We start from the raw sequence: 18,775 nt of genomic DNA on the forward strand, positions 1-18,775 counted from the left end.
GACTTGTATTTACATTACCACAATAGTAGAACGTTATCCGAATTATTTGACTGGCGAATAAATTCGCTACCTAGACGGTTCGCTCGGTTTCATCTCCCAGCTAAAGAGCGTGGGAGCCTTCACCCATCGCTTTTCCGGTAATAAGTTAATTGTAGGGGCGGTTTTTACGGATAACCTTTGACAAAAACCAATACCTTGACTAAACCCGCCCTTATTCAAGTTTAGGGGCGAGGTCAACCCGGATCGAGTGTCAGAACGCCTTCTGAGATTGGATAAGTTGCGCGGTTAAATAAAAATGGGATAATCTGTGGCTACTTATCAACAAGCATTTCCCATGTCAGTAGCAGAGCGGATTATAGTCCCCTTAGATGTACCTACCGAAGCCCACGCGATCGCTCTCGTGGAACAATTACCCCAAGTGAGGTTCTGGAAAGTAGGACTGGAGCTATTTGTCAGTAGTGGATCTGCGATTCTTCAGATTCTCAAAGATCGGCAAAAACGGATCTTTTTAGATCTAAAGTTTCACGATATTCCTAATACAGTAGCTGGGGCGACACGGGCGGCTGCTGGGTACGGCGTAGATTTACTGACAATTCATGCCGTAGCTGGTTCCATGGCGCTCAAAGAGGCGGTAGCAGCAGCGAAGCAAGGAGCAGAAGCCGCCGCCTGTTCACCACCGAAATTAATTGGAATTTCCCTACTTACCAGTTTGAACTCGCGAGATTTAGCCTTTGATTTAAAGGTTCCAATTGAGTTACCCGAATACGCCCTACAGATGGCGCTTTTGGCGCAAAAAGCCGGATTAAATGGGGCAGTCTGTTCGCCCCAAGAAGTGTCCCAGCTTCGACAAGTGTGTGGCGATGATTTTCTCCTAGTTTGTCCCGGTGTCCGTCCCAGTTGGTCTGAACAGGGCGATCAACAGCGCTCGATGACGCCAGCAGATACCCTGAAAGCGGGAGCTGATTACTTGGTGATTGGACGACCCATCACGGCGGCGCCTGACCCCGTCGCCGCCTGGGAGAGAATTTGCCAGGAGTTAAATGAAGTCATCAGTTATCAGTAATCAGTCAATTGTCAGGGCGGGTTTATAGCAAGACAACTCCCTATGAATCTTAAGTTGATCCAATGCCTAACAGTTGCCTATTGGCTAGGATTCCAGATGGATGGTAGAGCATTTAATACCGATTACATCCTCGGCTCACAAACGCTGAAGATGAAACCGACAGAGCAAATCGTCCTCCCCTGTACCCCTACATTCCTGCATCCTTGTACCCCTAAACCTATACTTCTGGCTCAATCTTTGACTTGTCCGGAGGATGTAGAAACGTTAACATCTCTGATGCTGCGGGATTTGCCTAACTATGCGAATCGGGTGATTCAGCGATCGCGACCTGTAAATGAGGATATTGATATCAATCTATATATCATCGTGGCAGGGCGGGCGGAATTTCAACCCCTGACCCTTGGTCCTGGTTCCTATAATTCTGTGACAACTGCCAACGTAGAACCCCCGCAGCAAGTGTTTTTCACGACTCTAGAACGCCAATATGTCGAGAGAGGTGCAATTGAAACCCAAAGTTTTCACTGGCTCTTTTTAACCCATACCGATAGTGGATGGCGCTTGGCTCTGATGTTTACGCGCCTAGGTTCAGCTTCACCAGAACGCCCACCAACGCCGCCGCGAGAGAGTAGTGATGGTATTATGGGTCGAGCCGTGCAGCTCTGGTTGCGAGATTGTCGGGCGGGCGCAATTCAAGTCTCCTACAGATAGTGGTTTATCTTACAATTGAAATTATAAATTAGTGCTGAATCTGTTAAATTTTATTGAGGGCATTTTGGTAAATACCTCAACTCCAGTCTTTAATTTTCCTTTGATAGTGCCAGATTAATGCCCGATAATTTGCGACAAACTATTGCTCTTTACATAGAAGATATTGAATCGCCTGTGGGTAGGCGATTCAACTTGCTGATTATGGGGTTAATCCTCTTATCTTCAGCAATTTTCGTGTGCGAGACTTATCCCATACCGCCGCTGCTTCGCCTAAGTCTGGATATTATTGACCGAATTATATTAATTGTTTTTGTCGTTGAGTATTTACTCCGATTTTGGGTCGCTGAGTCTAAACTTGATTTCTTTTTTAGCCCAGTTTCTCTCATCGATCTAATCGCGATTGTACCTTTCTTTCTCGGCGTCACTGATATCCGATTTATTTTGATTTTCCGCTGGTTCCGTATTTTAAGGTTAATCCGTTTCCTAAGTTTGAAAATTTATGTTTTTAGAATTGGCAATCAAGATAGTATTATCTTAGCTCGGATATTATTCACATTGTTTACAATAATATTTGTTTACTCTGGATTAATTTATCAAGTTGAACATGGAGTCAATCCCAAGAACTTTAACACATTTTTAGATGCATTATATTTCGCTGTAGTCACGATGACCACTGTTGGGTTTGGTGACCTCACACCAATTTCAGAAGGGGGTCGATTACTAACAGTGCTGATGATTTTGACAGGTATTGCTCTCATTCCTTGGCAATTGGGAGATTTAGTCAAGTATTTACTGAAAACGGCTAACCAAGTAGAGAAAGTCTGTGCCGGGTGTGGTTTGCCGTTTCATGATTCTGATGCTGAGTTTTGTAAAATTTGTGGGACTAAATTAGAGCAGGCTGATTTATTTAAATCTTGATTGTTCATTAATTAAGTGTTTATGCAATCTGTCATTAGATAGAGATATTTAATTTTAACTTAAAACTTTGGGTAGACAGGATGAATAGATCATTAGAGTTAGGATTTATTAATCATACTCGTTCATAAAAAACAGTTATTTCCTAAAAAGACATGGTAAAAAATAAATTGAACTACCTGAAAAAATTAATCAGTCCTATGGGAGTTGCTTATACAAGTCTTTTCTTGACTTTTCCCGCATTAGCACTCCTTGGTTCTTATTCTAGTCCTTCGCCTAACTATCGAGAGCGTCCTCAGTATAATACTGAATTAATGGTGCAAGTTCGGAAATTTTTGGCTCAAAATCAACCCGACAATACACCATCTAATAATGGAGTAGTAATGAACCCACCTTCACCGGAAAATGAATAGTTGGAGTATTCTTGCTAAATCAAGGTAAATCGTCGATTTCCTGATACAGTTCCTCTAAATCCTGCTGTTGAGTCCGTCGCGAACGCCGTCGATACTTCTTTGTTTCTAACTTGGGTTCGTAGTGCGTTTGTCCTTTTCCTTTTGTTTTCGCCTTAAGAGTGGACTCTGGATCAGCTTGTTGGTGCAACCGTTCCTGACGCGCGATCGCTTCCTCTAAGAAACCCAGATAATGATCATAGCGTTCCCACTCTCCCCGTACCGCACAGTTGGGTTCATCTCGATGTAAGCAATCACTAAATTGGCAATTGGCTACTGCTAACCGTTGTTGTGCTTCGGGAAAGTAATGGATTAAATTGGCTGGCGTGCAATCCAAGTCAGGCTGATTAAATCCCGGCGTATCTGCCAATAAACCCCCTTGGGGTAACTCAAATAATTCCACATGGCGGGTGGTGTGGCGCCCTCGCCCTAATTTTCCGGTTACTTTTCCCACTCGTAGGTTGGCTTCAGGGGCAAGTTGGTTAATTAAGCTGGATTTCCCCACTCCAGACAATCCAGCTAAGACCGTAATTTTTTGGTTTAAGCGATCGCTGAGTTCTGCTAAACCTATATTATTGTAAACACTGATAAATATGGGTTGGTATCCCCAAGCTTTCAAGCGCTGCTGCCACTGCTGTTGTTCTTCTTTTGTGACTAAATCGCTTTTATTCAGACACAAGCACACCTGGAAACCCGTTGATTCTGCCTTGACTAAAAAGCGACTCAACTGATAGGGATCAAGGGTAGGTTCTTCTAACGCAAAGACCAGGAGAATTTGTTCAGCATTAGCAACGGGAGGACGATCCAGTTGGGTAATCCTAGGGAGAACATCCGCGATCGCACCTCGATTCCCTGTCCAGTCCGGTTCTTCGATGACAACGCGATCGCCCACCATGACCCGTTGACCAATTTTTTTCAATCGGGAACGACGAGTACATAATAGTGTAGAGACGTAGCAGGCTACGTCTAAATTTTGATCACAATTCGACTCTAACCTGACCTCATAGAAATTAGCCTGAACTGCCAGAACTGTCCCCAATAAGGGGGGAGATAACTCAGACGGTGGGATATCTACTATCTCACTCATGCAGAGGCTTGAGGACGCCGTACTTTTAGGGCAAAGTAGTCTGTGTGATTTTCGAGTGCCTCTATGGGGTAACCTGCCATCGCCAAACTATCGGGAACCTGTTCAATGGGTTCCCCCGGATCAAGCCACACTTCCAATAAAGATCCGGGCGTCATTTGTTCTAGACATAGCTTAGTTCGCACAAAGTTAATTGGGCAAGGTGTTCCTCGCAAATCTAGTTGAGCATCGGGTGTCTGATTAATTGTCGATACCGTTGGCTTACTCATCCGCGAAACAGTCCTCCCAAAAAGTCTTCTAGACCGCCTTTGCCGGTGCGATCGCCTTTAATTTTTGCCAGCTTCTCGAGCAACTCCCGTTCCTCCGTCGTGATCCGGGTGGGAATGTCTATTTGAATCGTAATCAAATGGTCGCCCCGACTCACAGGATTCCCTAATTTTGGCACACCATGATTTTCCAACGTTAACACCGTATTCGGTTGGGTTCCTGGGGGAATCTTCAACTCCACCGGACCATCGACGGTATTAATCTGTAGACGACAGCCTAAAATAGCTTGTAAGTAGCTAATTTTCAGATCAGACAGAATATTAATTCCATCCCGCTGAAATTCAGCATCTTCCTCAACAAATAGGTAGACATATAAATCTCCTGGAGGACCACCGCGCGATCCCGCATCTCCTTCTTTAGAAACCCGCAGCCTGGTTCCATTATCCACACCAGGTGGAACCGTAATTTTCAGCTTTTTGGTTTCTTGTTTGCGACCTGATCCCCCACAGGTTTCACACTTATCCTCAATCACCTGTCCTTCGCCGTTACAAGTGGGACAGACTGAAACTTGAGTGAAACTGCCAAAGGGGGTACGAGTAGCGCGACGCACTTGTCCTGTACCGCTACAGGTCGAACAGGTACGTGGTCGAGTTCCCGGTTTTGCTCCGGTACCGTTACAGGTATTACAGGTTTCTTGGTGAGGAATCCGAATTTCCTTTTCCCCACCGAATACAGCTTCCCGGAATTCCAGCTTCAAGTCTAGGCGCAGGTCATCCCCTCGCACAGGTCCACCACGCCGACGCGCCGTTTGCTGACCCGCACCACCAGCAAAACCACTGAAGAAGCTTTCAAAGATATCGGCAAAACCCATATCCCCAAAATCGGGATAGCCAGCTCCAGCACCTGATGATACACCCGCCTCGCCAAAGCGGTCGTATCGTGCCTTCATCTCTGGTTCGGAAAGGATTTCGTAAGCTCGATTAATTTCTTTAAATCGCTCTTCCGCTCCTTGTTCCTTGTTAACGTCTGGGTGGTACTTCCGGGCAAGGCGACGGTAAGCCCGCTTTATTTCTTCTTTGTCAGCGTCGCGAGAGACGCCGAGAACGTCATAGTAGTCAGGCATAGAGCAATGCGGGAGGGTTGGATTACGTTAGGGGGTGGGTTGATAGTGATAGTCTGTTCAGGAGATCGGCTTGAGCGCCACTGATGGCTGATATCCGGCTCACCTGCACGTCTATCCATTTTGGATCAAAAAACCAACGAATTGCTACTTCCATTTATGCATTACCTTAGTCAACTGTTTCATAGTCAGCATTATTTACGGTTTCATCATCAAAGTTAAGAATTAACTCTTCTTCTTCGGGTTCCGATTCTGAGGGTTCACTAACCTCTACTGGTGAAGCAAGTTCTTCCTCGCTTTCGCTAATCTCATCGGGTTCCAAATCGGGCGCACTTTGCTGGTAGACGGCTGCACCAATAGTAAACAGCGTTTGTTGGAAATCTTCCAGTTGCTGTTTAACGTCCTCAACCGTAACCGATGGGTCTTTGAGCGCAGCTTGTAGCTGTTGCTTTTTCTTCTCTCCCTGCGCCTTCAAGTCCTCACGTACCAAATCGGCATTGTCTTTCAGGGTCGATTCGTAACTGTAGAAGAGGCTTTCGGCTTGATTTTTCAGTTCCACCAGTTGCATCCGACGGCGGTCTTCTTCGGCATATTGCTCGGCTTCTTGGCGCATCCGTTCCACTTCGCCACCACTTAATCCACCGGTGTTGGTAATTCGGATGCTTTGCTCTCTTCCTGTACCTTTATCCGCCGCTGAGACGTTAAGAATTCCATTGACATCGATATCAAAGGATACCTCAATTTGAGGCACACCTCGGGGAGCCGGAGGAATGCCTGCTAGTAGAAACTTACCCAAGCTTTTGTTATCACGAGCCATCGCCCGTTCACCCTGGAGGACGTGAATTTCCACAGAGGTTTGCCCGTCCGTCGCCGTGGAAAAGATTTGGGATTTACTGGTGGGTATTGTGGTGTTACGCTCGATAATTTTGGTGAAAACTTCGCCCAAGGTTTCAATTCCCAGTGAGAGCGGGGTCACGTCTAGCAACAGCAAGTCTTCAACTTCACCGCCCAAGATGCCCCCTTGAATAGCTGCACCTAGGGCAACGGCTTCATCGGGGTTGACTGATTTATCTGGCTGGCGACCGCCGAAAAACTTACTAATCGCTTTCTGGACGGCTGGGATGCGAGTCGAACCCCCGACCAGCAGAATCCGGTCGATATCATCGGGCTTAAGTTCACCATCTTTGAGCGCCTGTTTTACGGGTTCGATGGTACCTTTAATCAGGTCGATCGCCAGTTCTTCAAACTTCGCTCGTGACAATTCCATCTCTAGATGTTTCGGACCCGTTTCATCTGCCGTAATAAACGGCAGGTTGATCGAGGTGTTCAACATACTAGAGAGTTCAATTTTTGCCTTTTCTGCGGCTTCTCGCAAGCGCTGTAACGCCATCTTATCGGCGCCGATATCGATGCCTTCTTGTTCCTTGAACTGCTCAATCATCCAGCGCACGATTACGTTATCGAAGTCATCGCCTCCTAAATGGTTGTTGCCAGACGTGGCTTTGACTTCAAATACGCCGTCACCCAGTTGCATGACCGAGACATCGAATGTACCGCCGCCTAAGTCAAAGACGAGGACTTGTTGTTCTTGGTCTTGCTTATCCAGACCATAAGCCAACGCTGCTGCGGTTGGTTCGTTGATGATCCGCAGCACTTCTAGACCTGCAATGGTTCCAGAATCTTTGGTGGCTTGCCGCTGGGCATCCGTAAAATAGGCAGGTACCGTGATTACCGCTTGTTCTACGGGTTCACCGAGAAAGTTTTCGGCATCGGCTTTGAGCTTTTGCAGGATCATGGCAGAGATTTCCTGCGGCGTATACTGATGGGAGCGGATTTGGACATCAACGGTATCGTCGCGACCCTTGATACAGGTATAAGGAACTCGCGATCGCTCCTCTACCGTGTCATCCCATCGACGACCAATAAACCGTTTAATACTATGGACAGTATTTTCAGCATTGGGAACTGCCTGACGCTTCGCCAGTTGACCAACCAAGCGCTCATTCGATTTGCCAAATCCCACAATACTCGGTGTGGTTCGTCCGCCTTCCGTGTTGGAAATGACGAGGGGCTGACCTCCTTCCAGGACAGCCACGCAACTATTCGTTGTGCCCAGGTCGATGCCAATGACTTTTCCCATAGCGCTTCGGCCTATTTGATCGGTAAGGTTTTCTTCTTTAGGTGGTAATCTGTGGCTACAGAACTCGCCTGATGTTCGCTCAACCGTTTTTTTCGGGTTGATTAAACCAGCTACAGCTACTTAGACAAGATCTATTTTAGAGACAGACAAGTCGGGCAGGTATACCCCTGCCGCTTAAGTTTCTGGTTCTGCCGAGGTGTCCTCCTCTGAGGTTACCATGGGTTCTGGAGCCGCAGCAACTTTAACCATGGCATGGCGCAGCACGCGATCGCCTAAGAAATAGCCACGTATAAGCTGTTCCATGACGATTCCTTCGCCGTATTCATCGCTGGGCTGCCGCATCACCGCTTCGTGGAAATTGGGATCAAACTCCATTCCTTCCGGACGCATCGGCGAAACCCCTAAGCGTTTGAAGGCCTCCACGAGTTGCTTGTAGATTACCTGATAACTCTTATGCACCGCCATCTCCCCATCATTTTGAGGTTTGATTTGCGATCGCGCCCGATCAAAGTTATCGACGACGGATAATAACTCGCCCAGAGTATTACGCTTAACTTGATGTTCTAAATCTTCTTTTTCTTTCGCCGTCCGCTTGCGGAAGTTATCAAAATCGGCAGCCATCCGCATGGATTGGGTTTTAAAGGCTTCAAATTGCTGATTAATTTCCTCAATTTGAGCTTTAAGGAGTTCATTTTCCTGCTTTAAGGTTTCGATAACCGCGACATCCTCCTGACTCGGCAATCCGGCGGAGTCTGATTCAGCAGACTCACTCTCTACACCTTGCCCTGCCGAAGTTTTTGTCGCTTCGGTTGTCACTTCAGAGGTTGCCGCTTCTGCCGTTGATGGTGACTCAACCTCAGGTTGTGTCCCAACCTCCACCTCGGAAGTTGCCTCATTTAAATCGGGGTTATCTGAATTCACTGCCTTATGCTTATCTGTTTGTTGCAACGTAGTATTTTGTTGTTTTTCTTCGTCACTCATGATTCACTCGTACTAAAAACTCGATCAATCTCCTGCTCCTTCTAGGATGGCAACGTTTACCTTGCCCAGATTAACGGCAAGATTTAGGGTAGGCTAAAGCCCCAGGCATCAAGTCGGGATTGCTACCTCCTCAAATCCTAGTACATACTGGTGAAAATTGTCTGTTAATGTCTATTGATTCAATAGCACCTGAACAGGATTTCCCGGAGCATGTTCCAGAGGTTAGCCACGTCTGGGAGACGGGGAGTATTTTTCCGGCTGGGTATTTGCCGCCACCCTGCACGAGTAGAGCAACCCTAACCTAGAGATGGGCGAGACTGAGTTTAATTCCAAGGGGTGTAAAACGGTTAAGATAAAACTTGTGGCGGTATCCCCATTTATAATAAGGAATAGAGTATTCTATCAGGGTATAGAGGACTAATTTTGACTTCAGTCAGAATTCTATCACGTTTAGATTATCTGAAGACTTGCATTTCACCCTTGCCAGGATATTGGTAACTCCAGCATGTTGGCATCCGACCTTATTCACGCCTCAAAGTGTTTCCCAGCATGGATACTCTGATCTAAACCCAGTGAGAAGGGAGCCATCCTGAGATCTGTCCAGCCATTTTATTTGAATCGGCGGCAAGGCGAATGGGGTTACCGTTGCCTTTTTCTCCAGTACGACAAAAGCTAAAACTTTTAGGATTTCTGTAATCTTTAAGGAGATAGTCTCACCCACTATGACTCAATCCCCATCATCATCAGCAAGACGTGCCCTTGTTGTCAAAAACGATTTTTCGCCCTTTGGAAATAAACTAGTTCAATCGGGTTACGTTGATGACGGTCAAATGCGGCAGGCATTGGCGGAAAGCCGTAAGTCAGGACGACCTCTAACCGATGTCGTTGAATCAATTACCGGGCGTCAGTTGCCACCCGACTTAGTGCGTCAGTACAAGAAACAGCAACTATTTGAACTAAAAATACTTTACGGTGTTGAATCTCTCGATCCGGAACTTAGTGAAATTTCAGGTCACCAAGTCAAGGAACTCATAGAAAGTTTGATTCCCATTGACATCTGTAGTCGCTATCGCTTGGTGCCATTATCCAAGAATGACACACAACCCCCATCGGTTCTGGTGGCAATGGTTGATCCGGATAATCTCGACGCCCAAGATGATCTGAACCGGATTCTGCGCCCTCAAGGAATTGGGCTACGGCGGATGGTGATTACCCAGGAAGACTATCAGCATCTGATTAATCAATATCGCGATAAAAAACTGGCACAAGAGAAGGAACAGGAAGCTGCCAAGCAGACAGACATCAGTAAGGATCTTGAGAATCTTGACACCCTTTCCGATGCACCGGACGAAACAGAAGCAGATTTAGGGGCAGCCCTGAATGAAGCCGGTGGCGCCCCGGTGATTAACTTGGTGAATAGAATCCTCGCCAAAGCCCTGCAAGAGGACGTATCGGACATTCACATCGAACCCCAGGAGGAATACTTACGTGTTCGCTTCCGCAAAGACGGCGTACTGAGGCAAGCCTTTGAGCCCTTACCCAAAAAGATTAAAGATGCCGTTGCTGCTCGCTTCAAAATTATGTCAGATTTGGACATCGCTGAACGCCGAGTACCTCAAGATGGCAGAATTCGGCGCATGTTCCAAGGGCGCAAGGTTGACTTCCGGGTCAGTACCCTACCCAGCCGCTATGGTGAGAAGATTGTCCTGCGGATTTTAGATAACTCTAGCACCCAGCTTGGTTTGGACATTCTGATCACTGACCCAGAAAGCTTGGAAATTGTCAGGGAAATGGCAGCACGCCCCTTTGGGTTGATCTTGGTCACGGGTCCGACGGGTTCCGGTAAATCCACAACCCTATATTCTATGCTGGCTGAGCGCAATGATCCAGGCGTCAATATCAGCACAGCAGAAGATCCAATTGAGTATTCCTTACCCGGTATTACCCAGGTGCAGGTACTGCGGGAAAAAGGGATGGACTTTGCCTCGATTCTACGCTCATTTCTACGGCAAGACCCAGATGTGATTCTGGTGGGTGAGACGCGCGATAAGGAAACCGCGAAAACCGCGATTGAAGCGGCGCTCACGGGACACTTAGTCTTAACCACTCTCCATACCAATGACGCGGCTGGCGCCATCCCCCGCCTAGATGAAATGGGAGTTGAACCGTTCATGGTGTCGGGTGCGCTCCTGGGAGTTTTAGCCCAGCGCCTGATGCGGCGGGTTTGTTCGGAGTGCCGCACACCTTACCAACCTAGTGCGGCTGAACTGGCTCGATTTGGTTTAACTGCTTCCAGCGAAGGAGAAGTCACCTTATATAAAGCCAATACCCTACAACCCGATGAAATTTCCGAAGCTCGTTCTAAAGGAACACTCTGTCCAAAATGTAATGGGATCGGATACAAAGGACGAGTGGGTGTGTATGAAGTCATGCGGATGACCGAACGACTGCAAACCCTTATTAACGAAGGCGCGCCTGCCGAACGGCTGAAAGAAGCAGCGGTTGAGGAAGGGATGAAAACCTTATTATTCTATAGTTTAAACCTGGTGCAGGACGGTCATACAACATTGGAAGAAGTAGAACGGGTAACCTTTACTGATTCTGGTCTTGAGGCAGAACTGAAAGCCAAACGCAAGCAATCCCTCTCCTGTAGTACTTGCGGCGCCGGGTTACAACCGGAGTGGCTAGACTGTCCGTATTGTATGACCCCGCGCTTCCGTGACTAACTGTTGCGGCTATTCATGAATTGTTGTTGGCTTTAACCCCCAACAACAATTGATTCGGAAACAAACACTGATAACTAACAACTGATTCGTATTGGGAGACAACACCATGGCAATGGATTTAATTATTGAAGACTTGATGGAGCAGCTCATTGAAATGGGTGGCTCAGATATGCATATTCAAGCTGGGGCACCTGTCTATTTCCGTATTAGTGGTAAACTCCAACCCTTCGGGGAAGACCCCCTGAATCCCCAAGAATGTCAGAAGCTGATCTTCAGTATGCTCAATAACAGTCAGCGCAAGGAATTGGAGCAGAACTGGGAATTGGATTGCTCTTATGGAGTGAAGGGATTGGCTCGCTTCCGGGTCAATGTTTATAAAGAGCGGGGTTACTACGCGGCTTGCTTGCGAGCGTTGTCCTCCAAGATTCCCAACTTTGATCAGTTAGGTCTGCCTGATATTGTTCGGGAAATGAGCGAACGTCCTCGGGGATTAGTACTGGTTACAGGACCAACAGGTTCGGGAAAAACCACCACACTGGCGGCAATGGTTGATTTAATTAATCGTACCCGACCCGAACATATTCTTACCGTCGAAGACCCGATTGAGTACGTCTTTCCCAATATTAAAAGCTTAGTTCACCAACGTCAAAAAGGTGAAGATACTAAAAGCTTTGCTAATGCGCTCAAAGCCGCCTTACGGGAAGACCCGGATGTGATTCTGGTCGGCGAGATGCGGGACTTGGAAACCATTTCCCTGGCAATTTCAGCCGCAGAAACGGGTCACTTGGTCATGGGAACTTTGCACACCAGTTCCGCCTCTCAAACCGTAAACCGGATGCTGGACGTGTTCCCCCCTGAACAACAACCTCAAGTTCAAGCTCAGCTCTCAAACTCCTTAGTCGCCGTCTTCAGTCAAACCCTAGTACCCAAGAAAAACCCGAAACCCGGTGAGTTTGGTCGGGCAATGGCACAGGAAATTATGATTGTCACCCCGGCTATCTCTAACCTAATCCGTGAAGGGAAAGTTGCCCAAATGTATTCCGCCATCCAAACCGGGATGAAAATGGGCATGATCACCATGGAACAGACGTTGGCAAATTTAGTCAAACAAGGAACAATTTCCTTTGAAACAGCCGTGTCCAAGAGTTCTAAGCCCGACGAGTTACAGCGTATTCTCGGTGGAGCCGCCGGAGTGGCTGCAGGGGGCGGTAAAGTTGGTGCTAAGACTCGCTAAGTTATCGGGGTTAGTTTTTTCGTGAACAAAAAACATCACGAAAAAACTAGCCCTTCCCTTTAATTCTTTTTTCATTCAGACGCAAGCCATGCCTACCTTCATTGCTGAGGTTCGGGATTCCAAAGGAAACGCCAAAAAAGAGAAAGTGAAAGCTCTCTCTACTGATCAAGCCCGCGCCCACTTTCAAAATAAATATCCGACTGTTGGTAGTATTCAGAAAGCTTTTAGCCTGGAAGACCTGAATTTAGACGCAATCCAGGAAAAGATGACGAGTGTCAGTGTTAAAGACCGAGCCGTCTTTTCCCGGCAATTTGCGGTAATGGTGAATGCTGGAGTTGCCATCGTTCGCTGTCTGGGTATCTTATCTGAACAATGTGCCAATCCCAAGCTAAAAAAAGCGCTGACTGCCATCAGTACCGAAGTCCAGCAGGGAACCAGTCTCTCCGATTCGATGCGGGAGCATCCCGCCTGCTTCGACCAACTTTATGTCAGTATGGTGCAAGCAGGCGAGGTTGGGGGTGTCCTGGATGAAGTTCTCAACCGATTAGCCAAGCTGCTCGAAGATATGGCGCGGCTGCAAAATCAGATTAAGTCGGCAATGACTTATCCTCTGGTGGTGGGTGGCTTTGCTGTACTGGTGTTTTTGGGAATGACCATTTTCCTCATCCCTATCTTTGCTGGGATTTTTGAAGAAATCGGCGGAACATTACCAGCCCTGACTGCCTTTATGCTCTGGTTGAGTGGTGTTCTCAGAAGCTGGTACGCCCTGATTCCAGTTGGGGTGATCATCGTTACCACGGTTGTCGTCAAGCAGTACTACAAAACTCCACCGGGTCGCCTGCAAATCGATGCACTGCTATTGAAAGTACCTCTGTTTGGTGAACTGAATGAAAAATCATCAGTTGCCCGTTTTTGCCGCGTCTTTGGCACGTTGACTCGTTCGGGGGTTCCTATTCTCAATGCATTAGATATTGTTCGGGATACGTCAGGAAACCAAGTGATTGCTAACGCTGTGGAAGCTGCCAAGCAGGAAATTCAGCAAGGGGGTTTGATCAGTGTTGCCATGCAAAATGAACAAGTTTTTCCCAGTTTGGCAATTCAGATGATTAGTGTTGGCGAAGAAACAGGGGAATTGGATTCAATGCTGATGAAGGTTGCTGATTTTTATGAAGATGAAGTTGAGCAAACCGTAAAAGCTTTGACCAGTATTTTAGAACCCGTGATGATTATTGTCATTGGGGGAATGGTGGGTACAATCCTGGTTTCTATGTATCTGCCCATGTTTAAAGTCTTTGAAACCTTGGGTTAAAAGGGGAAAGATTTCCAGTATATGGAGCGCCCATTCCTACAATCATCTGATGGTAGAGGATTTGCCGCGTTGATTCAGCTACTCGTACAGCACACAGGAAATCAAACAACCTTTCACGCCTTACTGAAATGCTTGCCAGGTAGGCATTTTCAATTTTGAAGGCGTGAATTTCTAGGGAACGGTACTAGCAACATGAGCAACCTCTACTGATTTTCCACGACTGTTCGTGAGTATTATTTAAACTAGTCAACAAGACGTTAGTGAATTGCCACTTATTTAAAAATGCCAGTTAAACAATCTAATTACGAAATCAGCTTAGCCGAATATAGCCACCATGAGGGGGCGCTAGGGCTACTGAAGCAACATCGACCTTACCTGGAAATGATTCCTAGTATGCGTCGCCCTTCGGAAAGTGTGATCACAATTCCTCTACCCATTGTGCGCCTTCGTCATCTCCAATCATCGACAGGACATTCTAACCTGACAAGCTTGAACGGAACTGTTGGCTTACCCTGTGATGTTGTCATGTTGATGTGTGATCCGGAATGGAAAATAAAAATGGGGGTGGAAATTCTCATTTTCATCCATCGCCCCCATGAAGATTTTTCGGATTTATTGAGTCGTTGGCGTCAGACTCAAGTGTTGCTAGACAAGGATTATGAGTGGCTTATGCCCCCCCGCCATCAACATATTCTCAGCGAAGGCGTTGACCAGATTTATCCGTTATTCGTGCTCTTCCCGGACACACCTCAACGAATTCAACGCGGTTTACGAGGTGCGGATTTACCTTTTGTCATGCAAAGTCCCGATTATGTGATGGAAGAGGAACAACCAGAAAGCTTGTCTACCGAACATCCACCTGCTTAGTGCAGGGGAGATGGGAGAGATGGGGGAGTTACTCTTGCATTCGCTCAGGGCGGGTTGAGTTCCATCTTTTGTGAGGTCAGAAACGATAATAGTGAAAAGATCCCCTACAAACCCGGTTCCCTGAGCGAAGCGAAGGGTTCCCCAATCCCCAATCACCATAGACTATCGAACAAAGTGTGGCATCACTTCAGCCGCTGTTAGTAGACCGTAAAGACCTCGTTGATGTAATGATATTCCTGCTTTGAGGTAGCCAAAGGCAGGACCACAGACATTAGCCGCCATACTGGTTTCGTCACCTAGAGTAAAGGTATGGGTTGAGATTTTGCCCTCAAAGGTTCGTCCTGTGACTTGGACATTCGTACTCAAGGGTTTTTTCGGATTACGGGTATCAACCACGCCGCCGACGGTGACGCGATCGCGAGAACATATCCCGGCTAATTCTAACATCACATCATCGGCATGTTCCATATTCTCTAAGGTGATAATGCCATTGGTTTGATCCAGGAGGGCTTCGACATCCGCATCACTCATCTGACGTGCCTGTTCTACATCGTAGCCGGGAAGATGGGCAATATCTTCTCGAATCGTGGCTCGATAGGCTTCCCAATTAGCAATACCCACACCAAAGGTAATGTTAACGCTATGAATTTCAGCATAGCTTTGAGCCGCGATCGCAGCAGCAGCCGTTAACAGTCCTGGTGTAGCCCCACATCCCGCCATGTAGGTGATTCCCGCCCCTTGAAGTTCATCTTTCATGGCGAGTAACTGTTCCACCGCACTGGTGCGCTTGAGGGCGTCTACGAGTACTCCACGCCACCCTGATTGGATAAACTGACGGGCAACCGATGCCATAAACGTATTCGGCAAATTGGGTAGGGCAAGGAAATATCCATCCACCGCCGCGTTTTCGATTAAGTCAGCAATTGTGTTGTTGCTGAGAGTGCCTGCGGGTTCTAGATAACCCAGTGACCCTTGATTATGATACATTGCGATCGCGCGATCGGGATCTAGCCCAGTAGCATCATAAGCCCAGCCCTGCTTATCAGCCGCCGCTACCCAAATCATCTCCCGTTTACCAGCCAGCACTCTAGCCGCCGCTTGTCCTAATCCGCCAAAGCCTAAAATACCGACTCGAACAGGTTTGTTTAACGTAGAATCCATCGAATTCCTCAGTTGCGTCTCACTCAACAACCTTCCATTATCTCTCCCATCTCCCTCATCTCCCCTAGAAGGGCGGATTTAATGTAGGGGCGGGTTTTACGACTATCATTCAGGGTTGCACCCAGATTTGACTAAACCCGCCCCGACAAAATAGACGATCCTGCCGCTTGACTGGGAGGGAAAGATACGCGAAACTTAACAAAAGGTTAGTGTATGATACTAATCAAGTATTAATTTCTGTTAAATTTTGATTCGCTATGATGCGAATAATAACGAGAGACTGCTCAACTAGCGACAGAGCTGGTTGTGTAAGCTCAGAGGCTGTCGCTTAATTGGTGTTACAGCACAGAACTGGAGGACTGACCCAACCGTTAACAAACTGATGGAAACCTTAGAATTTGTCATTTATCCAGATGGTCGAGTGCAAGAGAAAGTCACGGGTATCGTTGGCGCCTCTTGTGCGGAAGTGACTGCTGCCATTGAAGCCCAGTTGGGGCAAGTCGTCTCGATGGAGCCGACATCTGAATACTTTACCCAACCGACTCAGCAGTCGGCAACAGCAACGGCGCAAGCGACCTATAGCTCTTGGTAAGTTTTTTTGTTCAATTCGCTTTCTTTAACCAAAATGTCACATTTCAGCAACATAAAAACTCAAATCCGCAACCTGACCTCTTTACAATCGGCGTTAACTGACCTGGGCATAGACTGGAAAGCAGGTCCGAGTGAAGTGCGTGGGTATCGTGGTCAAACCCGAACCGCCGAAGTTGTCATCGAACAAGAGAATAACTATGACGTCGGTTTTGCCTGGAATGGTAAAGAATACGAGCTGGTTGCCGACCTACAATACTGGCAACAGCCTTTATCCGTCGAGGGTTTCCTCAACCGTATCACCCAGCGGTATGCGTTTCATACCGTGATGAGTGAAACTGCCAAGCAAGGGTTTCAAGTTGCCCAACAAGAAAATAATCAAGATGGTTCAATCAGTTTAGTCGTCCAACGCTGGAGTGCGTAATGTCTGATTTCTCCCCGACACCAGAGCGTTCAGGTTTAGAACCCGAACTCGGCGGCGTCTTCCGAGATGCACCAGAGCGTTCAGGTTTAGAACCCGAACTCGGTGGTGAGCTGCGACAGAAAGGTGTTTATGTCGATGAAATCACTTGTATTGGCTGTAAGCATTGTGCCCATACAGCTCACAATACATTTTACATCGAGCCAGATCATGGGCGAGCGCGTGTCTTTCGCCAAGATGGGGACCCAGAAGATTTAATCCAAGAAGCGATTGATACCTGTCCCGTTAATTGCATCAACTGGGTAGACTATACCGAACTCAAGCAGCTAGAAGAAGAGCGAGAGTTTCAGGTTATTCCAGTTGCTGGATTTCCGATTGAGTCGGCTGTCGTGGCGACCAAAATGCGGCGCAAGAAAGCTCTTAAGCAATATAAGGCAAAAACAAGCCCAAAACAATAGGCTGTGTATTACAGTCTTTAGTCTATAAATCCTCGATGGTTCATCGCCGTTGAGGTTTTTTATTATATTCGTAGGGGCGCACGGCGTGCGCCCATCGACGGCGTGCGCCCATCGGCAATAATTTTAGCCTATCGTTAGCCCAGTGTATATAACAGGACTTACGCACAAACGCCATTTATGGTAGGGGCACGGCAATGCCGTGCCCCTACAGGTAGCGCCTGTGCTTATATAACGGAGTAATAAGTAGTTCACAAGGCGCACGTCGGTGCAGGGCGCACGTCGGTGCGCCCCTACGGTACGGGTTAATTGGGAACTGGAAAGAGTCTGCATCTCCCCCTTATTTCAGTGGATGATTTTCGTTGAGCAATTTTTCGATTCTCGCTTCATCTACTCTGGAGATAATGCGTTTCGATTCGTGAATATCACGGGTTGTTTTAGCTAGGCTAATGGTTGAGCCAACGGAGAAGGCTAACCCCATTCCCATAAAGCCTTTTGTCCAACTATCGACGGGTAGATATAATATACCGATACTCATAGCTGAGACGGAAATAATAAAAGAAGCCCAGCATTGAAATACCCAAGCATTAAGCTGTCATGCATTTAAATTGGGTATTAGTAGCGAGCAAGATGCTCGCACTACAACGATTTCGCAATTCTTGATATTAAGGTTTAAACGCCGAACAGCTTACTGTGGATTTGGTTATTAAACGGTGATTCCATAGTCCCTTTCTTCATCAAAACTCGGTGAATTTAATTTATTCAAGGATAGGAATCGCTTGGCTAATAATTTAGGGGCAACGGGACAGTTTGGGGAATTGCACAGGAATTGTATGTCCCAAAGACTCGGAAAATCGTACCGACTATTTGTCTATTGTTGTGCCAGTTTAGAAATTGTTTAATTGTTCGGTTACATAAGACCGAATTAAAGCTAGTCAATCCTAGTTTAACCTAACCTTGAGGCTGAATATTACTTGATTCTGGCGGTGTCGGCAATCGTGTGATTTAATCGGCAATTTCGTCATTTATCGCTGGTAGGGGCGACCCGCCCGGTATCGATGTGACACCGAATTGAGAAAAGGGCGAGTCGATATAGGTTAATTCTCACACCGAACATGTTTTGCAGCGACTCGCCCCTACAGCCCCTACAGCCCCTACATCCCCTACATCCCCTACCCTCTACCCCCGACAATCGCGATAATTTCGCCAATCCTGACAATGGATTCCAGAGAAAATAAATAATTTGTGATCTAATCCCACCCAACCCCCAAGGATTTATTATATTTT

The 18,775-nt window shown here is 47.1% G+C and carries 19 protein-coding genes and 1 pseudogene; 12 read left to right on the forward strand and 8 right to left on the reverse strand.

Annotation, left to right across the window (positions count from 1 at the left end; genetic code table 11):
- Positions 1–334: 334 nt before the first annotated feature.
- From pyrF to RID09_RS21550, 4 genes are all read left to right on the forward strand, one after another.
- Positions 335–1,063 carry an orotidine-5'-phosphate decarboxylase gene (gene pyrF / locus RID09_RS21535; protein WP_446337988.1) on the forward strand — a complete coding sequence of 243 codons (729 nt, stop codon included), beginning with the start codon at positions 335–337 and terminating at the stop codon, positions 1,061–1,063.
- A gap of 42 nt (positions 1,064–1,105) precedes the next feature.
- Positions 1,106–1,771 (forward strand): hypothetical protein, encoded by a 666-nt coding sequence (locus tag RID09_RS21540; RefSeq protein ID WP_446337965.1) that lies wholly within the window; start codon positions 1,106–1,108, stop codon positions 1,769–1,771.
- A gap of 117 nt (positions 1,772–1,888) precedes the next feature.
- Positions 1,889–2,689, forward strand: coding sequence for an ion transporter (locus tag RID09_RS21545; RefSeq protein ID WP_446337966.1), 801 nt, complete (start codon positions 1,889–1,891; stop codon positions 2,687–2,689).
- A 152-nt stretch (positions 2,690–2,841) separates the two neighbouring features.
- Positions 2,842–3,099: a hypothetical protein gene (locus RID09_RS21550; RefSeq protein WP_446337967.1), complete on the forward strand. Its 258-nt coding sequence runs from the start codon at positions 2,842–2,844 to the stop codon at positions 3,097–3,099.
- Between the two features lie 19 nt (positions 3,100–3,118).
- On the opposite strand, the gene rsgA is transcribed toward RID09_RS21550, so the two are convergent.
- From rsgA to grpE, 6 genes are all read right to left on the reverse strand, one after another.
- Positions 3,119–4,222, reverse strand: coding sequence for a small ribosomal subunit biogenesis GTPase RsgA (rsgA, locus tag RID09_RS21555; RefSeq protein ID WP_446337968.1), 1,104 nt, complete (start codon positions 4,220–4,222; stop codon positions 3,119–3,121).
- A complete protein-coding gene (locus RID09_RS21560) occupies positions 4,219–4,488 on the reverse strand; it encodes a sulfurtransferase TusA family protein (RefSeq protein WP_446337969.1) in 270 nt (89 codons plus the stop codon). Before RID09_RS21560 ends, rsgA begins: the two co-directional genes overlap by 4 nt.
- Complete coding sequence (gene dnaJ / locus RID09_RS21565; RefSeq protein ID WP_446337970.1) at positions 4,485–5,609, reverse strand: molecular chaperone DnaJ; 1,125 nt, start codon at positions 5,607–5,609, stop codon at positions 4,485–4,487. Before dnaJ ends, RID09_RS21560 begins: the two co-directional genes overlap by 4 nt.
- A gap of 22 nt (positions 5,610–5,631) precedes the next feature.
- On the reverse strand, positions 5,632–5,763 hold the full coding sequence (locus RID09_RS21570; protein ID WP_446337971.1) for a hypothetical protein: 132 nt from the start codon (positions 5,761–5,763) through the stop codon (positions 5,632–5,634).
- Positions 5,764–5,775: 12 nt separating this feature from the next.
- A complete protein-coding gene (gene dnaK, locus RID09_RS21575) occupies positions 5,776–7,746 on the reverse strand; it encodes a molecular chaperone DnaK (RefSeq protein WP_446337972.1) in 1,971 nt (656 codons plus the stop codon).
- A 174-nt stretch (positions 7,747–7,920) separates the two neighbouring features.
- The gene (gene grpE, locus RID09_RS21580) at positions 7,921–8,727 is read right to left on the reverse strand and encodes a nucleotide exchange factor GrpE (RefSeq protein ID WP_446337973.1); all 807 of its coding nucleotides are present in this window, start codon (positions 8,725–8,727) and stop codon (positions 7,921–7,923) included.
- 167 nt (positions 8,728–8,894) lie between these two features.
- Between grpE and RID09_RS21585 the strand changes: the two genes are divergently transcribed.
- The 5 genes from RID09_RS21585 (at position 8,895) to RID09_RS21605 (ending at position 14,863) form a co-directional block, all read left to right on the forward strand.
- The gene (locus RID09_RS21585; RefSeq protein WP_446337974.1) at positions 8,895–9,032 is read left to right on the forward strand and encodes a hypothetical protein; all 138 of its coding nucleotides are present in this window, start codon (positions 8,895–8,897) and stop codon (positions 9,030–9,032) included.
- A 417-nt stretch (positions 9,033–9,449) separates the two neighbouring features.
- Positions 9,450–11,453 carry a GspE/PulE family protein gene (locus RID09_RS21590; protein ID WP_446337975.1) on the forward strand — a complete coding sequence of 668 codons (2,004 nt, stop codon included), beginning with the start codon at positions 9,450–9,452 and terminating at the stop codon, positions 11,451–11,453.
- Positions 11,454–11,565: 112 nt separating this feature from the next.
- Positions 11,566–12,687 (forward strand): type IV pilus twitching motility protein PilT, encoded by a 1,122-nt coding sequence (locus tag RID09_RS21595; RefSeq protein ID WP_446337989.1) that lies wholly within the window; start codon positions 11,566–11,568, stop codon positions 12,685–12,687.
- 88 nt (positions 12,688–12,775) lie between these two features.
- Positions 12,776–13,996 carry a type II secretion system F family protein gene (locus tag RID09_RS21600; protein ID WP_446337976.1) on the forward strand — a complete coding sequence of 407 codons (1,221 nt, stop codon included), beginning with the start codon at positions 12,776–12,778 and terminating at the stop codon, positions 13,994–13,996.
- Between the two features lie 282 nt (positions 13,997–14,278).
- Complete coding sequence (locus tag RID09_RS21605; RefSeq protein WP_446337977.1) at positions 14,279–14,863, forward strand: hypothetical protein; 585 nt, start codon at positions 14,279–14,281, stop codon at positions 14,861–14,863.
- Between the two features lie 162 nt (positions 14,864–15,025).
- Here RID09_RS21605 and bioU read toward each other — a convergent pair whose 3' ends face one another.
- A complete protein-coding gene (bioU, locus tag RID09_RS21610) occupies positions 15,026–16,024 on the reverse strand; it encodes a (S)-8-amino-7-oxononanoate synthase BioU (RefSeq protein ID WP_446337978.1) in 999 nt (332 codons plus the stop codon).
- A gap of 382 nt (positions 16,025–16,406) precedes the next feature.
- Between bioU and RID09_RS21615 the strand changes: the two genes are divergently transcribed.
- From RID09_RS21615 to RID09_RS21625, 3 genes are read left to right on the forward strand one after another with little or no spacing between them, the layout of a single operon-like run.
- Positions 16,407–16,616 carry a DUF2997 domain-containing protein gene (locus RID09_RS21615; protein ID WP_446337979.1) on the forward strand — a complete coding sequence of 70 codons (210 nt, stop codon included), beginning with the start codon at positions 16,407–16,409 and terminating at the stop codon, positions 16,614–16,616.
- Between the two features lie 33 nt (positions 16,617–16,649).
- Complete coding sequence (locus RID09_RS21620) at positions 16,650–17,036, forward strand: DUF1257 domain-containing protein (RefSeq protein ID WP_446337980.1); 387 nt, start codon at positions 16,650–16,652, stop codon at positions 17,034–17,036.
- Positions 17,036–17,491 carry a ferredoxin gene (locus RID09_RS21625; RefSeq protein ID WP_446337981.1) on the forward strand — a complete coding sequence of 152 codons (456 nt, stop codon included), beginning with the start codon at positions 17,036–17,038 and terminating at the stop codon, positions 17,489–17,491. The genes RID09_RS21620 and RID09_RS21625 overlap by 1 nt, the downstream gene beginning before the upstream one ends.
- 337 nt (positions 17,492–17,828) lie before the next feature.
- On the opposite strand, the pseudogene RID09_RS21630 reads toward RID09_RS21625, so the two are convergent.
- Positions 17,829–18,077 (reverse strand): annotated as a pseudogene (locus RID09_RS21630) (YiaA/YiaB family inner membrane protein); the annotation flags it as partial.
- Positions 18,078–18,775: the final 698 nt, after the last annotated feature.

This window comes from Coleofasciculus sp. G1-WW12-02 (assembly GCF_040219735.1).
GTDB lineage: Bacteria > Cyanobacteriota > Cyanobacteriia > Cyanobacteriales > Coleofasciculaceae > Coleofasciculus.

Excerpts from the sequence above, each read along its gene's own strand:
- dnaJ (WP_446337970.1), bottom strand. The coding sequence starts at position 5,609 with ATGCCTGACTACTATGACGTTCTCGGCGTCTCTCGCGACGCTGACAAA.
- rsgA (WP_446337968.1), bottom strand. The coding sequence starts at position 4,222 with ATGAGTGAGATAGTAGATATCCCACCGTCTGAGTTATCTCCCCCCTTA.
- RID09_RS21620 (WP_446337980.1), top strand. The coding sequence starts at position 16,650 with ATGTCACATTTCAGCAACATAAAAACTCAAATCCGCAACCTGACCTCT.
- RID09_RS21590 (WP_446337975.1), top strand. The coding sequence starts at position 9,450 with ATGACTCAATCCCCATCATCATCAGCAAGACGTGCCCTTGTTGTCAAA.
- RID09_RS21570 (WP_446337971.1), bottom strand. The coding sequence starts at position 5,763 with ATGGAAGTAGCAATTCGTTGGTTTTTTGATCCAAAATGGATAGACGTG.
- RID09_RS21600 (WP_446337976.1), top strand. The coding sequence starts at position 12,776 with ATGCCTACCTTCATTGCTGAGGTTCGGGATTCCAAAGGAAACGCCAAA.
- grpE (WP_446337973.1), bottom strand. The coding sequence starts at position 8,727 with ATGAGTGACGAAGAAAAACAACAAAATACTACGTTGCAACAAACAGAT.
- RID09_RS21545 (WP_446337966.1), top strand. The coding sequence starts at position 1,889 with ATGCCCGATAATTTGCGACAAACTATTGCTCTTTACATAGAAGATATT.
- bioU (WP_446337978.1), bottom strand. The coding sequence starts at position 16,024 with ATGGATTCTACGTTAAACAAACCTGTTCGAGTCGGTATTTTAGGCTTT.
- pyrF (WP_446337988.1), top strand. The coding sequence starts at position 335 with ATGTCAGTAGCAGAGCGGATTATAGTCCCCTTAGATGTACCTACCGAA.
- RID09_RS21585 (WP_446337974.1), top strand. The coding sequence starts at position 8,895 with ATGTCTATTGATTCAATAGCACCTGAACAGGATTTCCCGGAGCATGTT.
- RID09_RS21625 (WP_446337981.1), top strand. The coding sequence starts at position 17,036 with ATGTCTGATTTCTCCCCGACACCAGAGCGTTCAGGTTTAGAACCCGAA.
- RID09_RS21615 (WP_446337979.1), top strand. The coding sequence starts at position 16,407 with ATGGAAACCTTAGAATTTGTCATTTATCCAGATGGTCGAGTGCAAGAG.
- RID09_RS21595 (WP_446337989.1), top strand. The coding sequence starts at position 11,566 with ATGGATTTAATTATTGAAGACTTGATGGAGCAGCTCATTGAAATGGGT.
- RID09_RS21605 (WP_446337977.1), top strand. The coding sequence starts at position 14,279 with ATGCCAGTTAAACAATCTAATTACGAAATCAGCTTAGCCGAATATAGC.
- RID09_RS21540 (WP_446337965.1), top strand. The coding sequence starts at position 1,106 with ATGAATCTTAAGTTGATCCAATGCCTAACAGTTGCCTATTGGCTAGGA.
- RID09_RS21550 (WP_446337967.1), top strand. The coding sequence starts at position 2,842 with ATGGTAAAAAATAAATTGAACTACCTGAAAAAATTAATCAGTCCTATG.
- RID09_RS21560 (WP_446337969.1), bottom strand. The coding sequence starts at position 4,488 with ATGAGTAAGCCAACGGTATCGACAATTAATCAGACACCCGATGCTCAA.
- dnaK (WP_446337972.1), bottom strand. The coding sequence starts at position 7,746 with ATGGGAAAAGTCATTGGCATCGACCTGGGCACAACGAATAGTTGCGTG.